This window comes from Caulobacter sp. FWC2 (assembly GCF_002742625.1).
Classification (GTDB): domain Bacteria; phylum Pseudomonadota; class Alphaproteobacteria; order Caulobacterales; family Caulobacteraceae; genus Caulobacter.
In genome coordinates, this window is record NZ_PEBF01000001.1 from 1321956 (window position 1) to 1342982 (window position 21027).

13 protein-coding genes and 2 pseudogenes are annotated in these 21027 nt (G+C 67.5%); 12 read left to right on the forward strand and 3 right to left on the reverse strand.

Features of this window, described 5'->3' with window-relative positions:
• Nucleotides 1-8: 8 nt before the first annotated feature.
• Together CSW62_RS27405 and CSW62_RS06350 are read right to left on the reverse strand one after the other, a co-directional pair.
• A pseudogene (locus CSW62_RS27405) lies at nt 9-109 on the reverse strand (hypothetical protein); the annotation flags it as partial.
• Nucleotides 106-732 carry a TetR/AcrR family transcriptional regulator gene (locus CSW62_RS06350; protein ID WP_099576317.1) on the reverse strand — a complete coding sequence of 209 codons (627 nt, stop codon included), beginning with the start codon at nt 730-732 and terminating at the stop codon, nt 106-108. The gene CSW62_RS06350 and the pseudogene CSW62_RS27405, both read right to left, overlap by 4 nt.
• Nucleotides 733-839: 107 nt before the next feature.
• On the opposite strand from CSW62_RS06350, the gene CSW62_RS06355 reads away from it, so the two are divergent.
• Genes CSW62_RS06355 through CSW62_RS06365 form a run of 3 tightly spaced genes read left to right on the forward strand, consistent with a single transcriptional unit; the run spans nt 840 to nt 5023 of the window.
• Nucleotides 840-2270 carry an efflux transporter outer membrane subunit gene (locus tag CSW62_RS06355; RefSeq protein ID WP_099576318.1) on the forward strand — a complete coding sequence of 477 codons (1431 nt, stop codon included), beginning with the start codon at nt 840-842 and terminating at the stop codon, nt 2268-2270.
• A 41-nt stretch (nt 2271-2311) separates the two neighbouring features.
• The gene (locus tag CSW62_RS06360; protein ID WP_099576319.1) at nt 2312-3445 is read left to right on the forward strand and encodes an HlyD family efflux transporter periplasmic adaptor subunit; all 1134 of its coding nucleotides are present in this window, start codon (nt 2312-2314) and stop codon (nt 3443-3445) included.
• Between the two features lie 21 nt (nt 3446-3466).
• The gene (locus tag CSW62_RS06365; RefSeq protein WP_099576320.1) at nt 3467-5023 is read left to right on the forward strand and encodes a DHA2 family efflux MFS transporter permease subunit; all 1557 of its coding nucleotides are present in this window, start codon (nt 3467-3469) and stop codon (nt 5021-5023) included.
• Nucleotides 5024-5087: 64 nt separating this feature from the next.
• On the opposite strand, the gene katG is transcribed toward CSW62_RS06365, so the two are convergent.
• The gene (katG, locus tag CSW62_RS06370; RefSeq protein WP_099576321.1) at nt 5088-7253 is read right to left on the reverse strand and encodes a catalase/peroxidase HPI; all 2166 of its coding nucleotides are present in this window, start codon (nt 7251-7253) and stop codon (nt 5088-5090) included.
• 348 nt (nt 7254-7601) lie between these two features.
• Between katG and CSW62_RS06375 the strand changes: the two genes are divergently transcribed.
• From CSW62_RS06375 to CSW62_RS06420, 9 genes and pseudogenes are all read left to right on the forward strand, one after another.
• Entirely contained in the window at nt 7602-10226 is a 2625-nt protein-coding gene (locus tag CSW62_RS06375) for a TonB-dependent receptor (protein ID WP_158235391.1), read from the forward strand.
• A gap of 112 nt (nt 10227-10338) precedes the next feature.
• Nucleotides 10339-10869 (forward strand): RNA polymerase sigma factor, encoded by a 531-nt coding sequence (locus tag CSW62_RS06380; protein WP_099576323.1) that lies wholly within the window; start codon nt 10339-10341, stop codon nt 10867-10869.
• Between the two features lie 5 nt (nt 10870-10874).
• On the forward strand, nt 10875-11858 hold the full coding sequence (locus CSW62_RS06385; protein WP_099576324.1) for a FecR family protein: 984 nt from the start codon (nt 10875-10877) through the stop codon (nt 11856-11858).
• A 146-nt stretch (nt 11859-12004) separates the two neighbouring features.
• Nucleotides 12005-13879 carry a hypothetical protein gene (locus CSW62_RS06390; protein WP_143324340.1) on the forward strand — a complete coding sequence of 625 codons (1875 nt, stop codon included), beginning with the start codon at nt 12005-12007 and terminating at the stop codon, nt 13877-13879.
• A 46-nt stretch (nt 13880-13925) separates the two neighbouring features.
• Complete coding sequence (locus CSW62_RS06395; RefSeq protein WP_158235392.1) at nt 13926-16745, forward strand: TonB-dependent receptor; 2820 nt, start codon at nt 13926-13928, stop codon at nt 16743-16745.
• A gap of 206 nt (nt 16746-16951) precedes the next feature.
• On the forward strand, nt 16952-18112 hold the full coding sequence (locus tag CSW62_RS06400) for an alginate lyase family protein (RefSeq protein ID WP_099576327.1): 1161 nt from the start codon (nt 16952-16954) through the stop codon (nt 18110-18112).
• 160 nt (nt 18113-18272) lie between these two features.
• Nucleotides 18273-19276: pseudogene (locus CSW62_RS26825) on the forward strand (aldose epimerase family protein).
• A gap of 137 nt (nt 19277-19413) precedes the next feature.
• Nucleotides 19414-19638 carry a hypothetical protein gene (locus tag CSW62_RS06415; RefSeq protein ID WP_143324342.1) on the forward strand — a complete coding sequence of 75 codons (225 nt, stop codon included), beginning with the start codon at nt 19414-19416 and terminating at the stop codon, nt 19636-19638.
• Between the two features lie 56 nt (nt 19639-19694).
• Nucleotides 19695-21023, forward strand: a complete 1329-nt coding sequence (locus CSW62_RS06420; RefSeq protein WP_099576331.1) for an acetyl-CoA C-acetyltransferase — start codon at nt 19695-19697, stop codon at nt 21021-21023.
• The last annotated feature ends 4 nt before the right edge of the window (nt 21024-21027 follow it).

The window sequence follows — 21027 nt, forward strand, 5'->3', positions numbered from 1 at the left end:
GCGCCAGGCCGTCCTCGCCCTTCGACACGCTCAGGGTGAGGACTATTGCCAGCGTCTGAGTAAAAACCTCATCCTGAGCTTGTCGAAGGACGAGGTTTCGCCCCCTCAGTCCTTGGTCCCGAACGCCGCCAGGAACGTCGCGACCGCCGCGCCGACCTCGGCGTCCACTTCGGCGGCGCTGGGTTCCCCGACATAGTTGACCAGCCGGGCCTTCAGCAGGCGGTTCTGACAGAGGCCGATGAACTGGTGGGCCGCGGCCAGCGGGTCCTCGGCGTGGATGCGGCCGTCGGCCTTGGCCCGCGCCAGAAAGTCGCCCAGGATCTGCGCGCCGCGCATCGGCCCGGCCTCATAGAAGGCGCGGCCCAGGTCCGGCGTGCGCTCAGCGGCGGCGGTGATCAGCCGGAAGTGGCGCATGTTGCGGTCGGACAGCACGTTGGTCAGGTAGCGCCGGCCGACCTGAGTGAGCGTGGTTTTCAGGTCGCCGCCGTCGTCCAGCAAACTGAACATCGCCCCGCTCTGCCAGGTGCAATAGCGCTCGATATGAGCCTGGAAGATCTCTTCCTTGCTCTTGAAGTAGTTGTAGAGCGTGCTCTTGGAGCCGCCGACCTTCGACGCGATGGTCGACATCGAGGCGGAGTCGTAACCCTCGGCCAGAAACACCTCGGCGGCGATGTCGAGGATCGCCTCGCGGCGGGCGTCACGGTCCAGGCGGGGCTTGGTCTCGGGCAGCATATCTTTTTCCGACCGTACCGTACGGTCGCCTTGACTATAGCGCAGCTGACGCCTAATTGCACGGCACCATATGACTATACCGTACGGTCACATCAAGGCGCCTGTCCATGACGACCCTCTCTCCCTGCCGTAGCGTCCCTTTCTTCGCCGCCGCCAGCGCCTTGGTGCTGACCGCCTGTGCAAGCCTGCCGCCGGCGCAGCCCGCTCGGATCGCAAAGGCTCCGCAAGCCTACGAGACCGCCCAGACCCTGGCGGCCCCGACTGCCGACTGGCCGGCCGACGCTTGGTGGACCGCCTACGGCGACACCCAGCTGAACGCCCTTGAAGACGAGGCCCTGAAGGGTTCGCCGACCCTGGCCGCCGCTGAAGCCCGCCTCCGCCGCGCCCAGTCGCTGGTCGCCCAGGTCAAGTCCGTCGACCTTCCGCAGGTTTCGCTGGGCGCGTCGGCCGCCGAGAGCAAGCAGAGCTACAACGCCGGCATCCCGCCGGACTTCGTGCCCCATGGCTATAACGACATCGGCCGCCTGGCCCTCGACTTCAGCTGGGAGCTGGACTTCTGGGGCAAGAACCGCGCGGCCGTCGCCGCCGCGACCTCGGAAGCCAAGGCGGCACAGGCCGATGCCGCCCAGGCCCGCCTGACCCTGTCGACCGCGATCGCCTCGACCTATGCCGAGCTGTCGCGCCTCTACGCCCAGCGCGACGTCGCCGCCCAGGCCGTCAGCCTACGCCAGCAGACTTCAGATCTGGTGTCGAAGCGCGTCGCCAACGGCCTCGACACCAAGGCCGAGAGCGAGCAGGCGGCGGCCGGGCCGCCGGCCTCGAAGGCTGAACTGTCGGCCATCGATGAGCAGATCGCCTTGACCCGCAACGCCTTGGCCGCCCTGGTCGGCGCCGGTCCTGATCGCGGCCTGGCCATCGCCCGTCCAGCCAACGTGTCGATCAAGCCGTTCGGCTTGCCCACGAACCTGCCCGCCAATCTGATCGGCCGTCGTCCCGACGTGGTCGCCGCCAAGTGGCGGGCCGAGGCCGCGACCTCGCGGACCAAGCAGGCCAAGGCCGCCTTCTATCCGGACATCAACCTGACCGGCTTCATCGGCGCCCAGTCGCTGTATCTCGACAAGCTGTTCTCCAGCGGCTCGGACATCGGCCAGGTTGGCCCGGCCCTGCGCCTGCCGATCTTCGAGGGCGGCCGCCTACGGGCTGGCCTGCGCGGCGCCGAGGCCGATCGCGACGCCGCCGTGGCCAGCTATGACGGCGCCCTGACCCAGGCCCTGCGCGAAGTGGCCGATGTCACCGCCAGCGAGAAGGCGCTCACCAGCCGTCTGGCGGACGCCCGCGCGGCCCTGAACGCCAACGAGAACGCCTATCGCATCGCCCGCCTGCGTTACGAAGGGCAGCTGTCGACTTATCAGACCGTGCTGCTGGCCGAGCAGTCGGTCCTGGCCCAGCGCCGGGTCGTCGCCGACCTGGAAAGCCGCGCCTTCGCCCTCGACATCGCCCTGATCCGCGCCCTCGGCGGCGGTTTCATCGGCGCCTGAACCCCAATTCTCAAAGCATCCGCTCGCTAGGACTTGCACCTATGTCCGATCAACAACCCGCTGCCTCCCAAGCCGCCGCCAACGCCAAGCGCCGCCGCAAACTGACCCTGCTGGGCGGCGCCGTCGCCATCGGCGTCATCGCCTATGGCGCCTGGTGGCTGGCCTTCGACAGCCACTTTGTCGAGACCGACGACGCCTATGTCGGGGCCGAGACCGCTCAGGTCACCGCCCTGTCGCCCGGCCCGGTCGCTAAGATCTTCGTGGTCGAGACCCAGGCCGTGAAGGCCGGCGACCCGCTGGTCATCATCGATGACGCCGACGCCCGCATCGCGGTCGCACAAGCCGAAGCCGCCCTTGGCCAGGCCGAGCGCAAGGTGAAGGGCTATTTCGCCAGCGACACGGCCCTGGCCGGCCAGTTCGACGCCCGCCAGGCCGACGTGCAGCGCGCCGATGCGCAGATCACGGCCGCCAAGGCCGACGTCGACCGGGCGCGTCTCGACCTCTCGCGCCGCCAGGCCCTGGTGGGGCAGGGCGCTGTCTCGGGCGATGAGCTGACCAGCGCCCAGAACCGCTTCGCCAACGCTCAGGCCGCCCTGACCGCCGCCCAGGCCGTCCGCGCCCAGGCCCTGGCCAGCCGCGCAGCCGCTATCGGCACGCGCGAGGTCAACACGGTGCTGATCTCCGGCGTCTCGGTCACCGAGAACCCGGAAGTGAAGGCCGCCCAAGCCCGGCTCGACGCCGCCCGCCTGGCCCTGGCCCGCACCGTGGTCCGCGCCCCGACCGACGGCATCGTCGCCCGCAAGTCGGTGCAGGTCGGCCAGCAGGTCGCCATGGGCACGCCGATGATGGCCGTGGTCCCGACGGCCCAGGCCTATGTCGACGCCAACTTCAAGGAAGTGCAACTGGACAAGGTGGTCCCCGGCCAGCCGGTGGTCCTGACCTCCGACCTCTACGGCGGCGGTGTGAAGTTCCACGGCAAGGTCCGCGGCCTGGCTGGCGGCACCGGTTCGGCTTTCTCGTTGATCCCGGCCCAGAACGCTTCGGGCAACTGGATCAAGGTCGTCCAGCGCGTGCCGGTGCGCATCACGCTCGATCCCGCCGAACTGGCCAAGCACCCGCTGCGCGTGGGCCTTTCGATGAAGGTCAAGATCGACGTCGCCAAGGGCGCGAAGTAGTCCGTTACTAGGAGCCGCCCCATGGCGTCCGAACAAGCACAAGCGGCAGGCCCGCCGCCGATGACCGGGATGCTCCTGGCCGTCACCGCGATCGCCCTGGCGCTGGGCACCTTCATGCAGGTGCTGGACGGCACCATCGCCAACGTCTCGATCCCGACCATCGCCGGCAATCTCGGCGTCAGCTCCAGCCAGGGCACGTGGGTGATCACCGCCTTCGCCGTCGCCAACGGCGTCTCGGTGCCGCTGACCGGCTGGCTGATGGGCCGCTACGGCGTGGTGAAGACCTTCGTCGCCTCGGTGATCCTGTTCACGATCGCCTCGCTGCTGTGCGGCCTGTCCTGGAACCTCGAGTCGCTGATCCTGTTCCGGATCCTGCAAGGTGCGGTCTCCGGGCCGATGATCCCGGGCTCGCAAGCTCTGCTGATCATGATCTTCCCGGCTAACAAGCGGGGCACGGCCCTGGCCATCTGGTCGATGACCACCCTGGTGGCCCCGATCTGCGGGCCGATCCTGGGCGGCTATATCTCCGACAACTTCTCCTGGCCGTGGATATTCCTGATCAACATCCCCGTGGGCATCGTGTGCGGCGTCATCTGCTGGCGCAACATGGCCAGCCGCGAGACGCCGACCCGCAAGCTGCCGATCGATCGCACCGGCTTTATGCTGCTGCTGGTCTGGGTCGGCGCGCTGCAGGTGATGCTGGACACGGGCAAGGAGGCCGACTGGTTCGCCTCGCCCGCCATCGTGGTCGAACTGTGCATCGCCATCGTCGGCTTCATCGCCTGGGTGATCTGGGAGCTGAACGAGAAGCACCCGATCGTCGACCTGTCGCTGTTCAAGTCCAGCAACTTCGTCATCGGCACGATCGTCTTCTGCCTGGCCTATGCGGTGTTCTTCGGCAACAACCTGCTGCTGCCGCTGTGGCTTCAGACCCGGATGGGCTACATCGCCACGTGGGCTGGCCTGGTGGCCGCGCCGAGCGGCGTGGTGGCTGTATTCCTGACCCCGTTCATGGCCCGGTTGATGAACAAGGTCGACGCCCGCTGGATGGCGACCCTGTCGCTGGCCGCCTTCGGCCTGTCGTTCTGGATGCGCTCGGGCTACACGCCCGACGCCAACTTCTGGGCGCTGGTCATGCCGATGCTGGTGCAGGGCGTGGCGATGAGCACCTTCTTCATCTCGATGGTGACGATCTCGCTGAACGGCATCCCGCCGAACCAGACGCCGCAGGCCTCGGGCCTGTCCAACTTCTCGCGGATCACCGCGGGCAGCTTCGCCGCCTCGCTGGCCACGACGATCTGGGACCGCGGCGAGGCCGTACACCAGACCCGGCTGTCCGAAGTCATGAGCTCGGGGAGTCCGGCCTGGATCGACGCGGTGAACAAGCTTCAGGCCACGGGCATGAGCCACCTGCAGGCGGTCGGGGCGGTCACCCAGCTGGTGATCAACCAGGCCTATACGCAGGCGGCGCTGGATTTCTTCCGGGTCTCGGCCTGGCTGTGCGTGATCCTGATCCCGCTGATCTGGCTGACCAAGAAGGCCAAGGCCAGCGGCGCGGCCCACGCGGCGGCCGACTAAAAAGGAGGGGCGCTAGCCGAGCCGGCTAGCGCCCCTTTTTCGGTTCAGGCCTGAGCCTCTTTCGTCAGTTCAGGTCGAGGCGGTCGGCGTTCATAACCTTGGTCCAGGCCGCCACGAAGTCCTTCACGAACTTTTCCTGCGAGTCCGAGCAGGCATAGACCTCCGCGAAGGCCCGCAGCTCGGCGTGGGAGCCGAAGATCAGGTCGACGCGGCTTGCGGTCCAGCGGGCTTCGCTGCTCTTGCGGTCATGGCCGGCGAAGGCGTTGACCGCCGTCGGGGACCAGGTCGTGCCCATGCTCAAGAGGTTGACGAAGAAGTCGTTGGTCAGCGCGCCGACGCGGTGGGTGAACACCCCGTCCTTGCTGCCGCCGGCATTGGCGCCCAGCACCCGCAGGCCGCCGACCAGCACCGTCATTTCCGGCGCCGAGAGGCCCAGCAGGTGGGCGCGGTCGACCAAAGCCTCTTCCGGCGCCATGAACTGCGTGCCGCTCTTGCGATAGTTGCGGAAGCCGTCCGACATCGGCTCCAGCGGCTCGAATGACTCCGCGTCGGTCTGCTCAGCCGAGGCGTCCATGCGGCCCGGGGCGAACGGGACCTCGATGGCCGTGCCGGCGTCGGCGGCGGCCTTCTCGACGGCGGCGTTGCCCGCCAGAACGATCAGGTCGGCCAGCGAGACCTTCTTTCCAAAGCCCTGCTGGATGCCTTCCAGGGTGGCCAGCACCTTGGCCAGGACCGGCGGATCATTGACCTCCCAGTCCTTCTGCGGGGCCAGGCGCACGCGGGCGCCGTTGGCGCCGCCGCGCTTGTCCGACTTGCGGTAGGTCGAGGCGGAGGCCCAGGCGGTCGAGACCAGTTCGGCGACCGACAGACCCGAGGCCAGGATCCTGTCCTTCAGCGCCTTGGCGTCGGCGGCGTCGATCAGCGGATGGTCGACGGCCGGGATCGGGTCCTGCCAGATCAAGGTTTCCTTCGGCACGAGCGGGCCGAGGTAGCGGCTGATCGGCCCCATGTCGCGGTGTGTCAGCTTGAACCAGGCGCGGGCGAAGGCGTCGGCGAACTGGTCGGGGTTCTCGTAGAACCGGCGCGAGATCTTCTCGTAGGCTGGGTCCACGCGCAGGGCCAGGTCGGAGGTCAGCATCCTCGGGCGCTGGGTCTTGGACGCATCGAAGGCGTGCGGGATATCGGCCGGCGCATCTTTGGCTTCCCACTGGTGGGCGCCGCCAGGGCTCTTGGTCAGCTCCCACTCGAACTTGAAGAGGTTGTCGAAGTAGTGGTTGCTCCAGCGCGTCGGTGTCTGGGTCCAGGTGACTTCCAGGCCCGAGGTGATCGCGTCGGCGCCGAGGCCCGTGCCGTGCTTGCTGCGCCAGCCCAGGCCGCCGTCCTCGATCTGGCCGCCTTCCGGCTCGGGACCGACGAACGAGGGATCGCCCGCGCCGTGGGTCTTGCCGAAGGTGTGGCCGCCTGCGATCAGGGCGACGGTCTCCTCGTCGTTCATCGCCATGCGGGCGAAGGTGGCGCGGATGTCGTGGGCCGAGGCGAGGGGATCGGGATTGGCGTTCGGGCCTTCCGGATTGACGTAGATCAGGCCCATCTGCACCGCGCCCAGGGCCGGATGCAGCTCGCGCTCGCCGCTGTAGCGCTCGTCGCCCAGCCAGGAGCCTTCCGGACCCCAGTAGAGCTCCTCGGGCTCCCACTGGTCGGCGCGGCCGCCAGCGAAGCCGAACGTCTTGAAGCCCATAGACTCCAGGGCAACGTTGCCGACCAGCACATAGAGGTCGGCCCAGGAGATCTTGCGGCCGTACTTCTGCTTGATCGGCCAGAGCAGGCGGCGCGCCTTGTCCAGGTTGGCGTTGTCCGGCCAGCTGTTCAGAGGGGCGAACCGTTGCTGCCCGCCGCCCGCGCCGCCGCGACCGTCCGACGTGCGATAGGTGCCGGCGCTGTGCCAGGCCAGACGGATGAACAGACCGCCATAGTGGCCAAAGTCGGCCGGCCACCAGTCCTGAGAGTCTGTCATCAACGCGTGCAGGTCGCTGATGACCGCATTGAGGTCGAGGGTCTTGAACTCCTCGGCGTAATTGAACGCCTCGCCCATCGGATTGGAGCGGGGCGAATGTTGGTTGAGGCTCTCAAGGCGGAGATTCTCCGGCCACCAGTCGCGGTTGCCTCTGCCTCCGCGCCCCTTGCCCATCGGGCACTGACCTTGCACGCTGTCGTCGACCTTGGCGTCCATTGTGGTTTCCTCCGCGCTGCATGCGCCTGGCTGTCGTTTCCCCCGACCGCGCCTTAGGAGCCGCCGTTTCTCGCCATTGGTAAAATTGATTGTTCCTATCGTTGCGATAGGTTGAATCTTTGCCGTGCCGTATCCGGAGGAATGACGGGCTTCGAGCCGCGCCCCGCGATCGCATCCGGCGATGTATTTCATTGAGGACGATCCTGGGACGCGCGTCGTAAGAAAAAGCGCTGTCTCGATGGACGGCCCGCATAGCAGCCGAAGAGCCGCGAAGGGGAGGTCGGTATGTTTCGGCGCGTCGTCCGCGCTCGTCGTTCAAGTCGTCTGGGCGTCTTGCTGGGGCTCGCCATGCTGGCTCCCGCGACGGCGATGGCTGGTAGCGCTCCCTCCCGCTTCGACCAGGACGCCTCCAGCCTCAGCCTGGCCCTGCAGCGCTTCGGCCAGGCCACGGGCGCCCAGCTGCTCTACGCGCCGGAGCTGACGGCCGACCAGCGCGCCCCTGCCCTGCGCGGCCGCATGAGCCCCGACCGCGCGCTCAGCACGCTGCTGGCCCGCACGGATCTGGCGTTCCGCAAGACTGCCTCGGGCGTCATCGTCCTCTATCGCGTCAAGCCGGCCGCGCGTTCGGAGCGCGAGCTTTCGCCGGTGACCCGCCACGTGGAGGAGATCGAACCGGTGGTGGGGCTGGAGGCTGTGGTCGTCACCTCGGGCAAGCGGATCGAGACCCTTGGGCTGTCCGACGCCTCGGTGCAGGCCCTGTCCAGCCAGATGATGGACCGCGCCGGCGTGCGAGACTTCGACGACCTGACCCGGCTGACCCCGACCGTGACGATCTCGAAGACGACCCAGCCCGGCAACAACAGCATCAATGTGCGGGGCGTTGGCACCTATTCCTATTCGATCGGCACCGAGCCCAGCGTTGTGGTGGTCATCGACGACGTGCCACAGGCCTTCCAGGCCATGGCCTTCACGGCCCTGGCCGACGTCCGTCAGGTCGAGATCCTGCGCGGGCCTCAAAGCACCCTGTTCGGCAAGTCGGCCTCGGCGGGTGTCATCTACATCACCACCAATCCGGCCAGCGACGTCTTCGCCGCACGAGCCGAGACCCTGCTGACCGACGATCACGAACGGCGGCTGCAGGCCAGCGTCACCGGACCGGTGAGCCAGGACCTGAACTTCCGGGTTTCCGCCGCCTACAGTCGGTATCGCGGCAATGTCTTCAACCTGGCGACCCGGCAGTGGCTGAACGGCCAGTCGGACGTCAACCTGCGGGGCAAGCTGGTCTGGACGCCAGGCGACAACTGGACAGTCGCGCTCAGCCCTTACTACACCCGCTCGCTGTCCTCGTGCTGCGTCGGCGCCGACACCTACATATCGCCTCAGGCGACGTTGAGCCGGGCTGAGCTGCCGCGCGAGACAGTGCTGCGCGGCATCGCGCCCGGGCCCGACAACCACTTCGCCCGTTACGACATCAACGCCCGCGGTAACGCCAGCGACAAGGGCGTCAACCTGCGCGTGGCCGGGGCCGTTGGCTCCTGGCGGCTGACCGCGATTTCGTCTGTGGATCGCTACTACCTCTACGACCGGCAGGACACCGACGCCACCGACCTCGATTACAGTCTGTTCGCTCCCCAGGCCCCGCGCGGCGGCTCCGCCAATGGCGGCTATTTCCGCATCCGCGCCGAGAGCCAGGAGGTGCGGCTGAACAGTCCCACGGGCGGACGCTGGGACTATGTCGCCGGCGTCTATGTCGGGCGGACGCGGTCGGAGCGCTACTTCGTGCGCGGCTCCAATACCTTGAGCGACTACAACGGCCTGGCGTCCCTGCCGACCACCAACAGCACGGCCTATTCGCGCTACAGGGCGCGGACCTTCAGCCGGACGATCGCCGCGTTCGGGCAGGGCGCCTACGCCGTCAACAGCCGGGTCTCGATCCTGTCCGGACTGCGGCTCAGCCACGAGAACATCGGCTACCGCTTCGACGACCTGGGCAACGGCGTCACCTACGGCGCGCCGCGCTGTTCGCGGTCCAGCCCGACCCTGCCGGTCGACACCTGCCATAGCGACACGGCGCTGAGCGGGCGCGTCGGTCTGCAGGGCAAGGTCACGCGGGACGTCACAGCCTATGCCAGCTATTCGACCGGCTACAAGGGACGCGCCTACGACCTGACCAGCAGCCTGACCACGCGCACCCGCCTGACTTCCGGACCCTATGCCGGCCTGCCCATCGCCGACGCCATCGCCGCCCAGCAGCCGGTCGACTCCGAGACGGTCGGCAGCTACGAGGTCGGCCTGCGGGCCGTCTCGCCAGACCGTCATCTCAGCCTGAACCTGACGGCCTATCAGGAGCGGTTCTCGGGCTTTCAGGCCCAGAGCCGCGACGACGCCACGGGGCTCAACGTTCTCAACAGCATCGGCAGCATGCAAGCCGAGGGGATCGAAAGCGAGTTCAGCGCCCGCCTCGACAATCGCCTGACCCTCGGCGGCGCGGTCGCCTATAGCCACGCGATCATGACCGACTTCGACAGCGCCGCTTGCTATTTCGGCCAGACTGCGGCGCAAGGCTGCGTTGGCGGACGCCAGGACCTCTCCGGCAAGACCCTGTTCAACGCGCCGCGCTGGTCGCTGACCCTAAGCACCCTCTATCGCAAGCCGCTGGCCGGCGACCGTCTGCTGGAGCTCAACGTCGGCTACCGCTGGCGGTCGAGCGTGTTCTACAGCCTGCTGCAGGATCCGGCCTCGATCGAGCCGGCCTATGGCGTACTCGACGTGTCGGCGGGCCTGAGCGGAGAGGGCTGGCGCGTGACCGGCTTCGTCGACAACCTGCTGGACCAGCGCTTTGGCGTGACGCGGGGCCGGGACACGCAGTGGAACCTCGTGGGGGCCGACGGTCAGCCGGCCATGGCCACCCACTGGAAGCCGGCGCGCGACAGCGGCCGCCACCTGGGCCTGCGCCTGGCCGTCGACTACTGAGAATGAGCATGCGCGCCTTGAGGAGTTCGTCGGCTGGCGCGTCGGAACCCAACGGGCGCGGCGAAGATCCGTGCTCCCAAAAAATGCGGATCAGGGAGGACTTGTCGTAGGGATGGCCGCGCAGCCGAAACTCGATCCGCGCGAACAGGCCTTCCTCCGGCGCCTGTCGGAGGCCTATCGCGGGCCTCTGACCGCCTATTTCGAGCGGCGTGTGCGGTCGCGCGACGAAGCCGAGGACCTGGTGCAGGAGGTATTTCTGCGCCTGGTTCGACGTCCTGACGGCGCGGACATCGACAACCCGGAGGCCTTCGTCTTCCGGACGGCGGTCAATCTGCTGCGCGACCGGTCGCGACGTCAGAAGACGTTTCGCAGCCACCTCGACGAGACCGAACTTCGTCAGGACCGTTTTGAGGGTATTTCGCCCGAGCGCGTCTTAGGAGACAGGCAGGCCTTGCGGGCGGCGATGCGGCGGTTGTCCGAACTGGACGAGCGCACGCGCGACGCCTTCCTCCTGCACCGGCTGGAAGGCTGGAAACATGCCGAGATCGCCAAGGCGTTCGGCGTTTCCGTCAGTTCGGTCGAGAAGTACATCATCAAGGCCCTGGCGCACCTGATGCGCGGGGCCGATCCGTTCCAGAGCTGAGTCCCGTGTCCAACGCGCCGCGACAGACCCTGATCGACGAGACCGCCGCGGCCTGGGCCGCGCGTCGGCTGGGCGGCGCTGTGTCCGACGAGGTCGGCTTCGCGCGATGGCTGGCGGAGGACGCCGCGAATGAGGAAGCCTATGCCAGGGCCGAGGGGGTCTGGCGTTTGATGGGCGAGGCCGCCGGGACCGACGGCCTGCTGGGCCTGCGCCGCGAAGCCCTGCAACGCGCCCGGGCGAGGCGTCCGCGCCCGACGGGATGGGACCGCCGGGCGGTTGCCGCCGGGATCGTCGCCGCCATCGCCGCGCCGGTCTGCGGCCTCTGGTGGATGCGTCATCGCGCGGAGCAGGGGGACATGTTCCAGACCGCTCTCGGCGAGCAGCGCACCCTGACCCTGTCCGACGGCAGTCGCGTCACGATGGATGCCCTGACCGTCATGCGGGTTCGCTACACGGCCGGCGTGCGGTCGATCGATCTCGCACAGGGCCGCGCCTATTTCGAGGTCGCGCACGACGCCAACCGGCCGCTGCGTGTCCACGCCGGCCCGCGCACGGTGACGGCGGTCGGCACGGCCTTCTCGGTCCGCCGTGAACCGCGCGAGACCACCGTCGTGCTGGCCGAGGGCAAGGTCGCGGTCAGCGATCACGAGAGCCCTGTGACCTTGGCGGTCATGCGTCCGGGGCAGTCCATGCTGCTGGTCGATGGGGTGCGTGCGGGTGGACCCATGGACGCCGACCTCGGCCGCGCCCTGGCCTGGCGCCAGGGGCAGGTGTTCTTCGACAACGTCGCCCTGGCCGACGCGGCGGCCGAGATGAACCGCTACTCGACCCTGCAGGTCGTCGTCGCCGACCCAAGTCTTCGCAAGCTGCGGATCAGCGGCGCGTTCAATGCGGGCCAGAGCCGGGCCTTCGTCGAGGCGATCCAGTCCTACTTCCCCGTGCGGGCCACGAGCACCGCCACGACGGTCGAGCTGCGCGCGGCTCAATAAGAGCCCAGGCGAAGTGTGAGCGGTTCGCCGCCCGACGCGCTCGCAAGCAAAAAGTCTCAGAAACTTTCGATTTCGATTGAGGACGTCGCGGGCGAGCGCGTCGGAACGGTCAAGAGCAAGGTCGAAACGACCACTCGGGGAGGACCGTGGACTTGTATCTGACACCGGTTACCAACGTCGCGCGCGGCGTTTCGATCGCGACCTTGATCCTGCTGGGCTCGGGCCTAGCCGCCCGAGCGGCCGAAGCGCCCGGCGCCGCCATTCCGGCTTACGACGTCACGGTCCGCGATCGCATTCAGCCCCAGACCGAGCAACTGCTGCTGAAACTGGTCAAGGACGGCCGCAAGCTGGAGCTGGACGGCACGCCGGTCTTCAACGGCAGCGACAAGTTCCTGCCGGGCAAGATCGCGATGGGCCTGGTCGACTTCCTGATCACCCTGCCGGACAACGATCCGCGCCTGCCGGCCTACCTCGCCGACTTCCGCAAGATCGCCAAGCTGACGGTCGACGACGCCAACGACAGCTGGGGCGCCTACTACTACCTGTCGTCGCTGAACAAGCTGCGCGAGGCGGGCCGCCTGAAGGACGCGGTCGACCCGCTGACCCTGGCCAAGCTGCGCGTGCGGCTGGACTGGCGGATGTTCGTCGACGTCGACACCTACGCGCTGATCGATCACCCCAACAACTACTACTGCGTAGCCTTCGCCATCGCCCGCCTGCGCGCGCGCATGGGCTGGGAAGACGGCGCGCCGGCCGAGAAGCTCTACGCCAAGATCGCCGAGCACTACGATCTCTACTCCGGCCAGTACGGCTTCGCCGACGAGACCGATGGGGAAGGGCGCTTCGACCGTTACAGCGTGCTGCTGGCCGGCGAGATCGCCCAGCGCTTCATCGAGACCGGGGGCAAGCCGCCGCAGCAGGTCCTGACCTGGCTGCGCAAGTCCGCCGACGTGATGCTGATGCGCCTGGACGCCGGAGGGCAGGGCTTCGAATACGGCCGCAGCATCGGTCCTTATGGCGAGACGGCGATCATCGAGGTGCTGACCGCCGCCGCCGTACTGGATCTGCTGACCCCGCGGGAAAAGGACCTCGCCTACGCCTATTCCGCCCGCGCGGCCCAGCGCTACGCGGAGTTCTGGCAGGATCCCAAGACCGGCTCGGTGAACCTGTGGGACGGCGGCCGCCGCACCGACGACTATCGCGGCAAGTTCCGGATCCTGGGCGAGAACCTCTCCCTGGCCCACCAGTACGCCTACACCAGCGCCCACTGGTCGCGGATGGGCTATGGCGGCAAGGCACCCGCCGCCGACTGGGCCAAGGGTCTGGCCAGCCTGCCTCGGCGACAGGTCACCTGGTTCCAGCGCGGCGACTATGACCGCCTGCTGGTCTCGGTCCGTGACGGCGCGCGGCTGATCAGCCTGCCGGTGATCAACGGCGGCGAAAGCCAGCACATGCACAATCCGTATTTCCCGATCCCGTTCTCGCCTGGAATGCTGGCGGGCTCGCCGGACGGCGTCGCGCCGTTCCTGACGCCCCGGCTGACCCTGGACGACGGCTCTGCCCTGATGCCGCTGGCCTATTTCAAGGACGCCAAGGTCGAGGCCAAGGGCGCCGAGACTACCGTCTCCTGGCGCCAAGACGAGCTGGACCGCATGGGCGAGCGCGCCCCGGTCGCCGACAAGCGCGTCTCGGTCAGGACGACCTACGTCCTCGAGCCCGGCCGCATCACCCGCACCGACGTCTTCACCCCGGCCGCCGGCGTGAAGGTCAAGGATATCGAGCTGCAGCTGGGCTCGTTCTCGGGCGGCGCCAAGCAGGTCGGTGGGACCACCACCTTCGCGGACGGCGTCGTGCGCCGGTTCGCCGTCGAGGGCCTGAGCGCCTGCCAGACCGGTCCGGTGGGCCAGGACAAGGAATACCGAACCGCGACCGGCGCCATGACGACCAAGGTCGTCTGCCATGGCGCGCCGACCGACGCAGCGGCGCCTTTCAAGATCACCTGGCGTCTCGACTACCGCTGAGGGGAGGACCTCGGCGCGACAAACAAGAAAATGGAAGGGGAAACCTATGAAATCAACGTTCTATCGTAGCCTGCTGCTGAGCGCGGCGATCATCCTGCCGGCCCAGGCCCTGGCTCAGACCGCCCCGGCGAATCCGCCGGCTGACGACACCATCGACGCGATCGTCGTCACCTCGGCCCGCGCCACCCAGCGCAGCTCGATCGAGACCAAGCGCACCGCCAGCGTCATCGTCGACGGCATCGTCAATGACGAGATCGGCGCCCTGCCGGACAACTCGGTGGGCGACACGCTGGAGCGCATCACCGGCGTCACCGCCGACCGCTTCAAGGGCAACGCCAACGAACTCAGCGTCCGGGGCCTGGGTCCGGCGCTCAGCTTCTCGACCTTCAACGGCCGCGAGGTCTCGACCGCCGGTCCCGACCGTTCGGTGGCCTTCCAGCAGTTCCCGTCAGAGCTGGTCAATGGCGTGCTGGTCTACAAGAGCCAGCAGGCCGACTTCCTGGACGGCGGCATCGCCGGGGTGATCGAGCTGAAGTCGATCCGCCCGATCGACTACGGCAAGCGCCGCATCCAGATGGAAGTGCGCGGCGCCTACCTGCCCAAGGATGACGATATCCGCGGCCACAACGGCCTGGGTTATCGTGGCAACGTCTCCTACACCGACAGCTTCGACACCAAGTTCGGCGCGATGGGCGTCAGCCTGGGCTATCAGCGCCTGGATCAGGCCACGCCCGAGGATTACTACATCACCAACTCGGCCTTCGTGCCGTGCACTACCTATGCTGCGGCGCCGGGGACTTCGACAGCCAACTGCTCGAACGCCACGACCGCGCCGACCGGCTCGACGGTCGGTCCGCGCTACTTCGCCACCAGTTCGCGCACCTTCCAGTCCAAGGTCACGGACGAGAAGCGCGAAGCGCTGATGGGCACCTTCCAGTGGAAGCCGACCTCCAACCTCGACATCAGCCTGGACGGCCAGTACTCGACCCGCAAGAGCGGCGAGTACCGCAACCAGCTGTCCATTACCGAAGGCCTGCGCGGCATCCAGCCGCTGATCGTCGGCGGCCAGTCCAATGACTTCAGCGACGGCGCGCTGATGAAGTACAGCGGCAACTCCAACCTGGAGATCCAGGTCGAGGATCGCCAGCGCAACGAAAAGTATATCGGCGGCGGCGGCAATGTGACCTGGACGCCGACCGATCGCCTGACCATCAGCGGCGACCTGTCATACTCGCAGTCGCACCGCACCGAACTGCAGAAGGCCACCAACATGCGCTCCAAGGCGCGCGTGGCCTATACGCTGGACGCTACGACCGACGAGGTCCCCTCGGTCGCCTTCACGGGCTTCGACATCGCCGATCCGAGCAACTTCCTGTTCGGAACGCCCGTCAGCAACAGCAACTACGCTCGCTATCGCCAGGTCACCGACCGCTTCGACAAGATCGGCGCGGTGCGCGGCGACGTGACCTATGAGCTGGAAGGGAGCTTCTTCCAGAGCATCAAGTTCGGCGGCCGCCTGTCGGATCACCGCCGCACCCAGGACGCCAACAACAACAGCGACCTGGCCATCCCGGTCGCCTATGACGGCCGCACCCCGACCCAGTTGGTCGCCGACGCCAACGCCAACTGCCGCGTTCCGTTCTCGACGTCCAATTTCATGGACGGCAAGACCAATGTGAAATCGTGGGCGCTGTTCGACAACGACTGCCTGTTCAAGACCTACACGGGCAAGGACAGCTTCGCCCTGCCAACCAACGCGCCGGGGCCGGAGGACTCCAACATCCGTGAGCGGATCAGCACCGCCTATGTGATGACGAACTTCCGCACCCAGCTGGGCGACACGCCCGTCTCGGGCAACGCCGGCGTCCGCTACGTGCGCACCCGGGTGCTGTCGAAGGGCTTCCGCGGCGAGGTCACCGTGACGCCGTCGATCGGCGGCGCGGCCGCGACCGTGGTCCGCACGCCGGGCACGCCGCTGCAGGAGATCGAGGGCACGGGCGGGTACGAATACTTCCTGCCCAGCGCCAACGTCGCCTTCGACCTGACCGACGTCGTCAAGCTGCGCCTGGCCGCCTACAAGGCCCTGTCGCGCTCGGGCATCGAGGACTTCAACGTCGGCATCACCCCGGTCGCCGACACCACCGCCACGACGGTGCAGGGCGTGCTGGCCAACAGCACCACGGGCAACCCGAACCTCAAGCCGATCCGCGGCTGGAATCTGGACGCCTCGCTGGAGTTCTACGTCAACCGCGACACCTCGTTCGCGATCGCCACCTACTACAAGTGGCTGAAAGGCGCGTCGTTCGACGCCCAGGAGCCGCGCGAGACCAGCATCGTGGCCAATGGCGGCCTGGTGACCTTCAACGCCGTCGCGCCGGCCAATGACCCGGAAACCCGCGAGCTGTACGGCGTCGAGTTCTCGGGCAACCACGCCTTCACCTACCTGCCGGGCTTCCTCAGCGGGTTCGGCGTGCAGGGCAGCTTCGCGATCACCGAGGCCAATTTCGAGATCCCGGACCCATCGACCGTCAGCCCCTACACGGACGCGGCCAACCTGAACGGGCTGTCGAAATATACCGGCAGCGGTTCGGTCTACTGGGAGAACGACAAGCTCTCGCTGCGCGCCTCGTACCGCTACCGTTCGAGCTACTTCAAGCCCAACAGCAGCACCAATCGCAACGCCAAGGGCTCGGGTTATCTGAACCTGTCGGCGTCCTATGACCTGACCAAGCAGGTGCAGTTGAAGCTCCAGGCCTTGAACGTCACCAGCACGCGCGACGTGATGTACAAGACTGGCGAGGACTCGATCACCGAGGTCTCGGACAACGGTCCGCAGATCTACTTCGGCGTCCGCCTGCGCTTCTGATCCTCATCGGTCCGGCGGGTCCTTCACCAAATCCCCCGCCGGATCGACCACTGTCCCGCCGCCTCGTCGCGGTCCGTTGGTCGCCAGGATTCCCCCTTCGCCTCCCAAGCGCGGAGCTCCTGACCGACAGATGATCCCCCGGCAAGGCGCCGCGGGGACGCGGGACCCTTTTATCCGTCGCGCACGCCCTCGTTCGGAGCCCATCCATGAACCGACGCGACTTCTTCCTCGGGACAGCCCTGGCGCTGACGGCGTTCGGGCGCGCGCGGGCGGCTCCGCTCGACATCGCGGTCATCGACCGGGCCCGGATCGTCAAGGCCGCCGAACGCTATCTGGGCGAAGCGCCGCTGACGATCACCGCCTTCGCCGCCCCGCGCAGCCCCGGCGGTCGGCACGACTACTATTCCGAGGCCGACTACTGGTGGCCCGACCCGGCCCATCCGAACGGGCCGTACATCCGCAAGGACGGCTACTCCAATCCCGACAAGTTCACCGCCCACCGCGACGCGGTGATCCGGCTGGGCGTCCAGCTGCCGGCCTTGGCGGCGGCCTATAAGGTGACCAAGGACCCCCGCTACGCCGCGCATGCCGAGAAGCATCTGCGGGCATGGTTTGTCACGCCCGAAACCCGGATGAACCCGAACCTGGAACACGCCCAGGCGATCATCGGCGTGAATACGGGCAGGGGCATCGGCGTCATCGACACGCTGCATCTCGTCGAGGTCGCGCGGGCGGTCTCGGTGCTTATGGCCGCGCGGCCCAAAGTGAGCGTCTACGCCCCGACCGTCGCCTGGTTCGACGCCTACCTCAGTTGGATGGCTAGTTCGGCCAATGGCGTCGACGAGCGCAACCAGAAGAACAATCACGGCACCTGCTGGGCGCTGCAGGCGGCCGTGTTCGCGCAACTGACAGGCCGTGAGGCCGAACTGGACGTGGCGCGGGGCCGGATCAAGGCGTTGGTCCCTGGCCAGATCGCCGCCGACGGCGCCCAGCCGCTGGAGCTCGCCCGCACCAAGCCCTACGGTTACTGCCTGTTCAACCTGGATGTCCTGGCCGCCTGCGCCTGGGTGATGTCGACGCCGGGCGACAACTTCTGGACCTTCAAGGGTGAGACCGGCGGCTCGATCGCCGATGCTCTGGCCTACATGGCCCCATTCATCGCCGACAAGACGACTTGGCCAAAGCCACCGGATGTCGAGGCCTGGGACGGCTGGCCGGTCCGCCAGCCCAGCCTGCTGTTCGGCGGCCTCGCCTTGAAGCGTCAGGACTACCTCGACCTCTGGAAACGGCTTGATCCGGATCCGACGGAAGCCGAGATCATCCGCAACTATCCGCTTCGTCAGCCGGTGCTCTGGGTCGATGCCTGATCTCGCTAAGCGTATAGGCCGCACGGGCGCGGCGACGGCGCTGATCGCGATGCTCGTGATCGCCGGCGCGGCCCACGCCGCCGAGGTCCGTCGCATGCCTTTCGGCAAGACCCGGGACGGCGTCGCCATCGTCAAGACGGTGCTGCGCAACGACCTGGGCATGAGCGTCGCGGCGATCGACTTTGGCGCCACCTTGACCGCGATCGAGACGCCCGACCGGGAGGGCAAGTTCGTCAATGTCGTGCTGAACCGTACCGACATCGGCGCCTACGAGACCAATCAGCGCCGCTACGGCGCGGTGATCGGCCGTTATGCCGGGCGTATCACCGACGCGCGCTTCACGCTGGACGGCGAGACCCACGCCCTTGAGGCGGGCCGCAACAACATGACCCTGCACGGCGGCTCGCATGGCTATGACAAGCGGGCGTTGTCCAGCGCGCCGATCTCGGATCGACAGTCCGTCGGTGTCCGCTACCTCCTGCTGAGCCCCGCCGGCGACCAGGGCTTTCCTGGCGCGTTGCGGCTGACGGTGACCTATCGCCTGATGCGCAAGTCCAACGAACTGCGTATCGAATACCTCGCCGAGACCACCGCGCCGACGGTCATCAACCTCACAATCACGCCTTCTTCAACCTGGCCGGAGCCGGGGCGGGAACTATCGCGGATCATCGCGTCCAGATCGACGCCGACCGCTACGCCGAGGTCGACGCGCGCAAGGCGCCGACTGGCAAGCTGCCGTCAGTGGCGGGCACGGTGCTGGACTTTCGCACACCCAAGCGGCTGGGCGACGTCCTGCGGCTGGACGATCCCTTGCTGGCCTCGTCGAACGGTCTAGATCACAGCCTCGTCGTGCGCGACGCCGTGACCGCCAAGCCGACCCCCGTCGGCTGGATCGATGATCCCGCCAGCGGTCGGCGCATGATGGTGCTGACCACCGAGCCGTCGGTGCAGCTCAACAGCGGCAACGGTTTCGACGGCAGCGAAACGGGTTCGGAAGGCGTGGCCTATCCTCGCTATGCGGGCCTGGCCTTCGAGACCCAGCACCTGCCCGACAGTCCCAACCAGACGGCCTTCCCGTCAACGGTCCTGCGGCCTGGGACCCCGTTCCGATCGGCGACCATCCTGCGCTTCTCGCGCCAGGGTTGGGCGGGGGCGCTGCATTAAAGATCGGACAGGATCGCGCAATATCCCGGGAGTCCCCTGGCATCGCGCGATAATGCTTGTCAGAAATGTGTCTGACTCGGCTGGGCGAGCAGTAACATTACAATTATTTCATGATAGCGGCGAGCAAGACGCGGTGGGTGCAAGTGCTCATCGGCGAGAACCACTGGAAGGATGCTGTTATCTCACAACTTGAGACCGGCGACGTCTTCCGTTTGGCCGAGCCTAATGGAACGCTCGCTCATGGCGGAAAGATCTACGTGGTTAGACAAGCGCCCCAAGTCATCGCCCAGGAATGGCCGGCGGAAGGCGATGCGGCCGTGGTCGCGTTCGGCGCGAACGCCGAACCGCGAAAGGCGGAATAGGCGCGGAGCGACCTTGGCCGTCCGGCGTTTTAAGGCCGTACAGTCAGGGGACCGTGATGAACGCCCGAAGCCCAAGCTCAGTCGTTTCCGGCCCGGTCGCGCCCGGTCGACGTGTCTATCTCATTGATGGCGCGCGGACGCCGTTCCTGAAGGCCCGGGGCGCGCCGGGGCCGTTCACGCCCGTCGACCTCGCCGTCCAGTGCGGACGGCCACTGCTGCTGCGCCAACCGTTCGCGCCGGACGCCTTCGACCAGGTGATCCTCGGCTGCGTCAACGTCATCGCCGACGAGCAGAACCCTGCGCGGGTGGCCGCCCTGCGCCTGGGCTGCGGACCCGAAATGACCGCCTTCACCGTGGCCATCAACTGCGGCTCTGGCATGCAGTCGATCGACACCGCCTATCGCTACATCCGCGAGGGCTCGTCCGACCTGATCCTGGCCGGCGGCGCCGAAGCGCTCAGCCACGCGCCGCTGGTCTTGAAACAATCGGCGGTCGAGTGGTTGTCGAGCCTGCAGGGCGCCAAGGCTCCGATCGATAAGGTCAAGGCCATGGCCGGCTTCCGACCCGACATGTTGCAGCCCGTCGTTGGACTGGAGCGCGGCCTGACCGACCCGATCACCGACCTCGACATGGGCCAGACCGCCGAGGTGCTGGCGCACTATTTCGACCTCAGCCGCGAGGCCGCCGACGCCTATGCCGTCGAGAGCCACCAGCGCTTGGCCAAGGCCCAGAGCGCCGGCTGGCTGTCGGGCGAGGTCGAACCCGCCTTCGCCCGCGACGGGACAATCTACGACCACGACGACGGCGTACGCCCTGATAGCAGCGTCGAGACGCTCGCGACTCTGAAGCCGGCCTTTGAGCGCCCCTTCGGCAAGGTGACGCCTGGCAACAGCTCGCAGATCACCGACGGCGCGTCCTGGGTGATCCTGGCGTCCGAAGAGGCGGTGCGGAAGCATGGTCTGAAGCCGCGCGCCGTGATCCTCGACAGCGAATGGGCAGCGTTGGATCCCTCGATCATGGGCCTGGGGCCGGTGCTGGCTTCGACGCCGCTCCTTCAGCGCGCGGGGCTCCAATTGCAGGACATCGAGCTCTGGGAGCTGAACGAGGCCTTCGCCGTGCAGGTGCTGGCCTGCCTGGCTGCGTGGGAGGACGAGGGCTTCTGCCGGGAGGTGCTGGGCCTGCCAGGCGCGGCCGGGGCGATCGACCGCGACCGCCTGAACGTCGATGGCGGCGCCGTCAGTCTGGGTCACCCGGTCGGGGCCAGCGGCAACCGCATCGTGCTGCACCTGATCAACACCCTGGAGCGCCTGGACCTGAAGCGCGGCATCGCCACCGAGTGCATCGGCGGCGGCCAGGGCGGCGCCATGCTGATCGAGCGGGTCTAGAGGA

Bases quoted from the DNA above. Each gene is read 5' to 3' on its own strand.
- CSW62_RS06400 (WP_099576327.1), top strand. From the start codon at position 16,952: ATGAACCGACGCGACTTCTTCCTCGGGACAGCCCTGGCGCTGACGGCG.
- CSW62_RS06395 (WP_158235392.1), top strand. From the start codon at position 13,926: ATGAAATCAACGTTCTATCGTAGCCTGCTGCTGAGCGCGGCGATCATC.
- katG (WP_099576321.1), bottom strand. From the start codon at position 7,253: ATGGACGCCAAGGTCGACGACAGCGTGCAAGGTCAGTGCCCGATGGGC.
- CSW62_RS06355 (WP_099576318.1), top strand. From the start codon at position 840: ATGACGACCCTCTCTCCCTGCCGTAGCGTCCCTTTCTTCGCCGCCGCC.
- CSW62_RS06380 (WP_099576323.1), top strand. From the start codon at position 10,339: ATGGCCGCGCAGCCGAAACTCGATCCGCGCGAACAGGCCTTCCTCCGG.
- CSW62_RS06350 (WP_099576317.1), bottom strand. From the start codon at position 732: ATGCTGCCCGAGACCAAGCCCCGCCTGGACCGTGACGCCCGCCGCGAG.
- CSW62_RS06375 (WP_158235391.1), top strand. From the start codon at position 7,602: ATGCTGGCTCCCGCGACGGCGATGGCTGGTAGCGCTCCCTCCCGCTTC.
- CSW62_RS06365 (WP_099576320.1), top strand. From the start codon at position 3,467: ATGGCGTCCGAACAAGCACAAGCGGCAGGCCCGCCGCCGATGACCGGG.
- CSW62_RS06420 (WP_099576331.1), top strand. From the start codon at position 19,695: ATGAACGCCCGAAGCCCAAGCTCAGTCGTTTCCGGCCCGGTCGCGCCC.
- CSW62_RS06360 (WP_099576319.1), top strand. From the start codon at position 2,312: ATGTCCGATCAACAACCCGCTGCCTCCCAAGCCGCCGCCAACGCCAAG.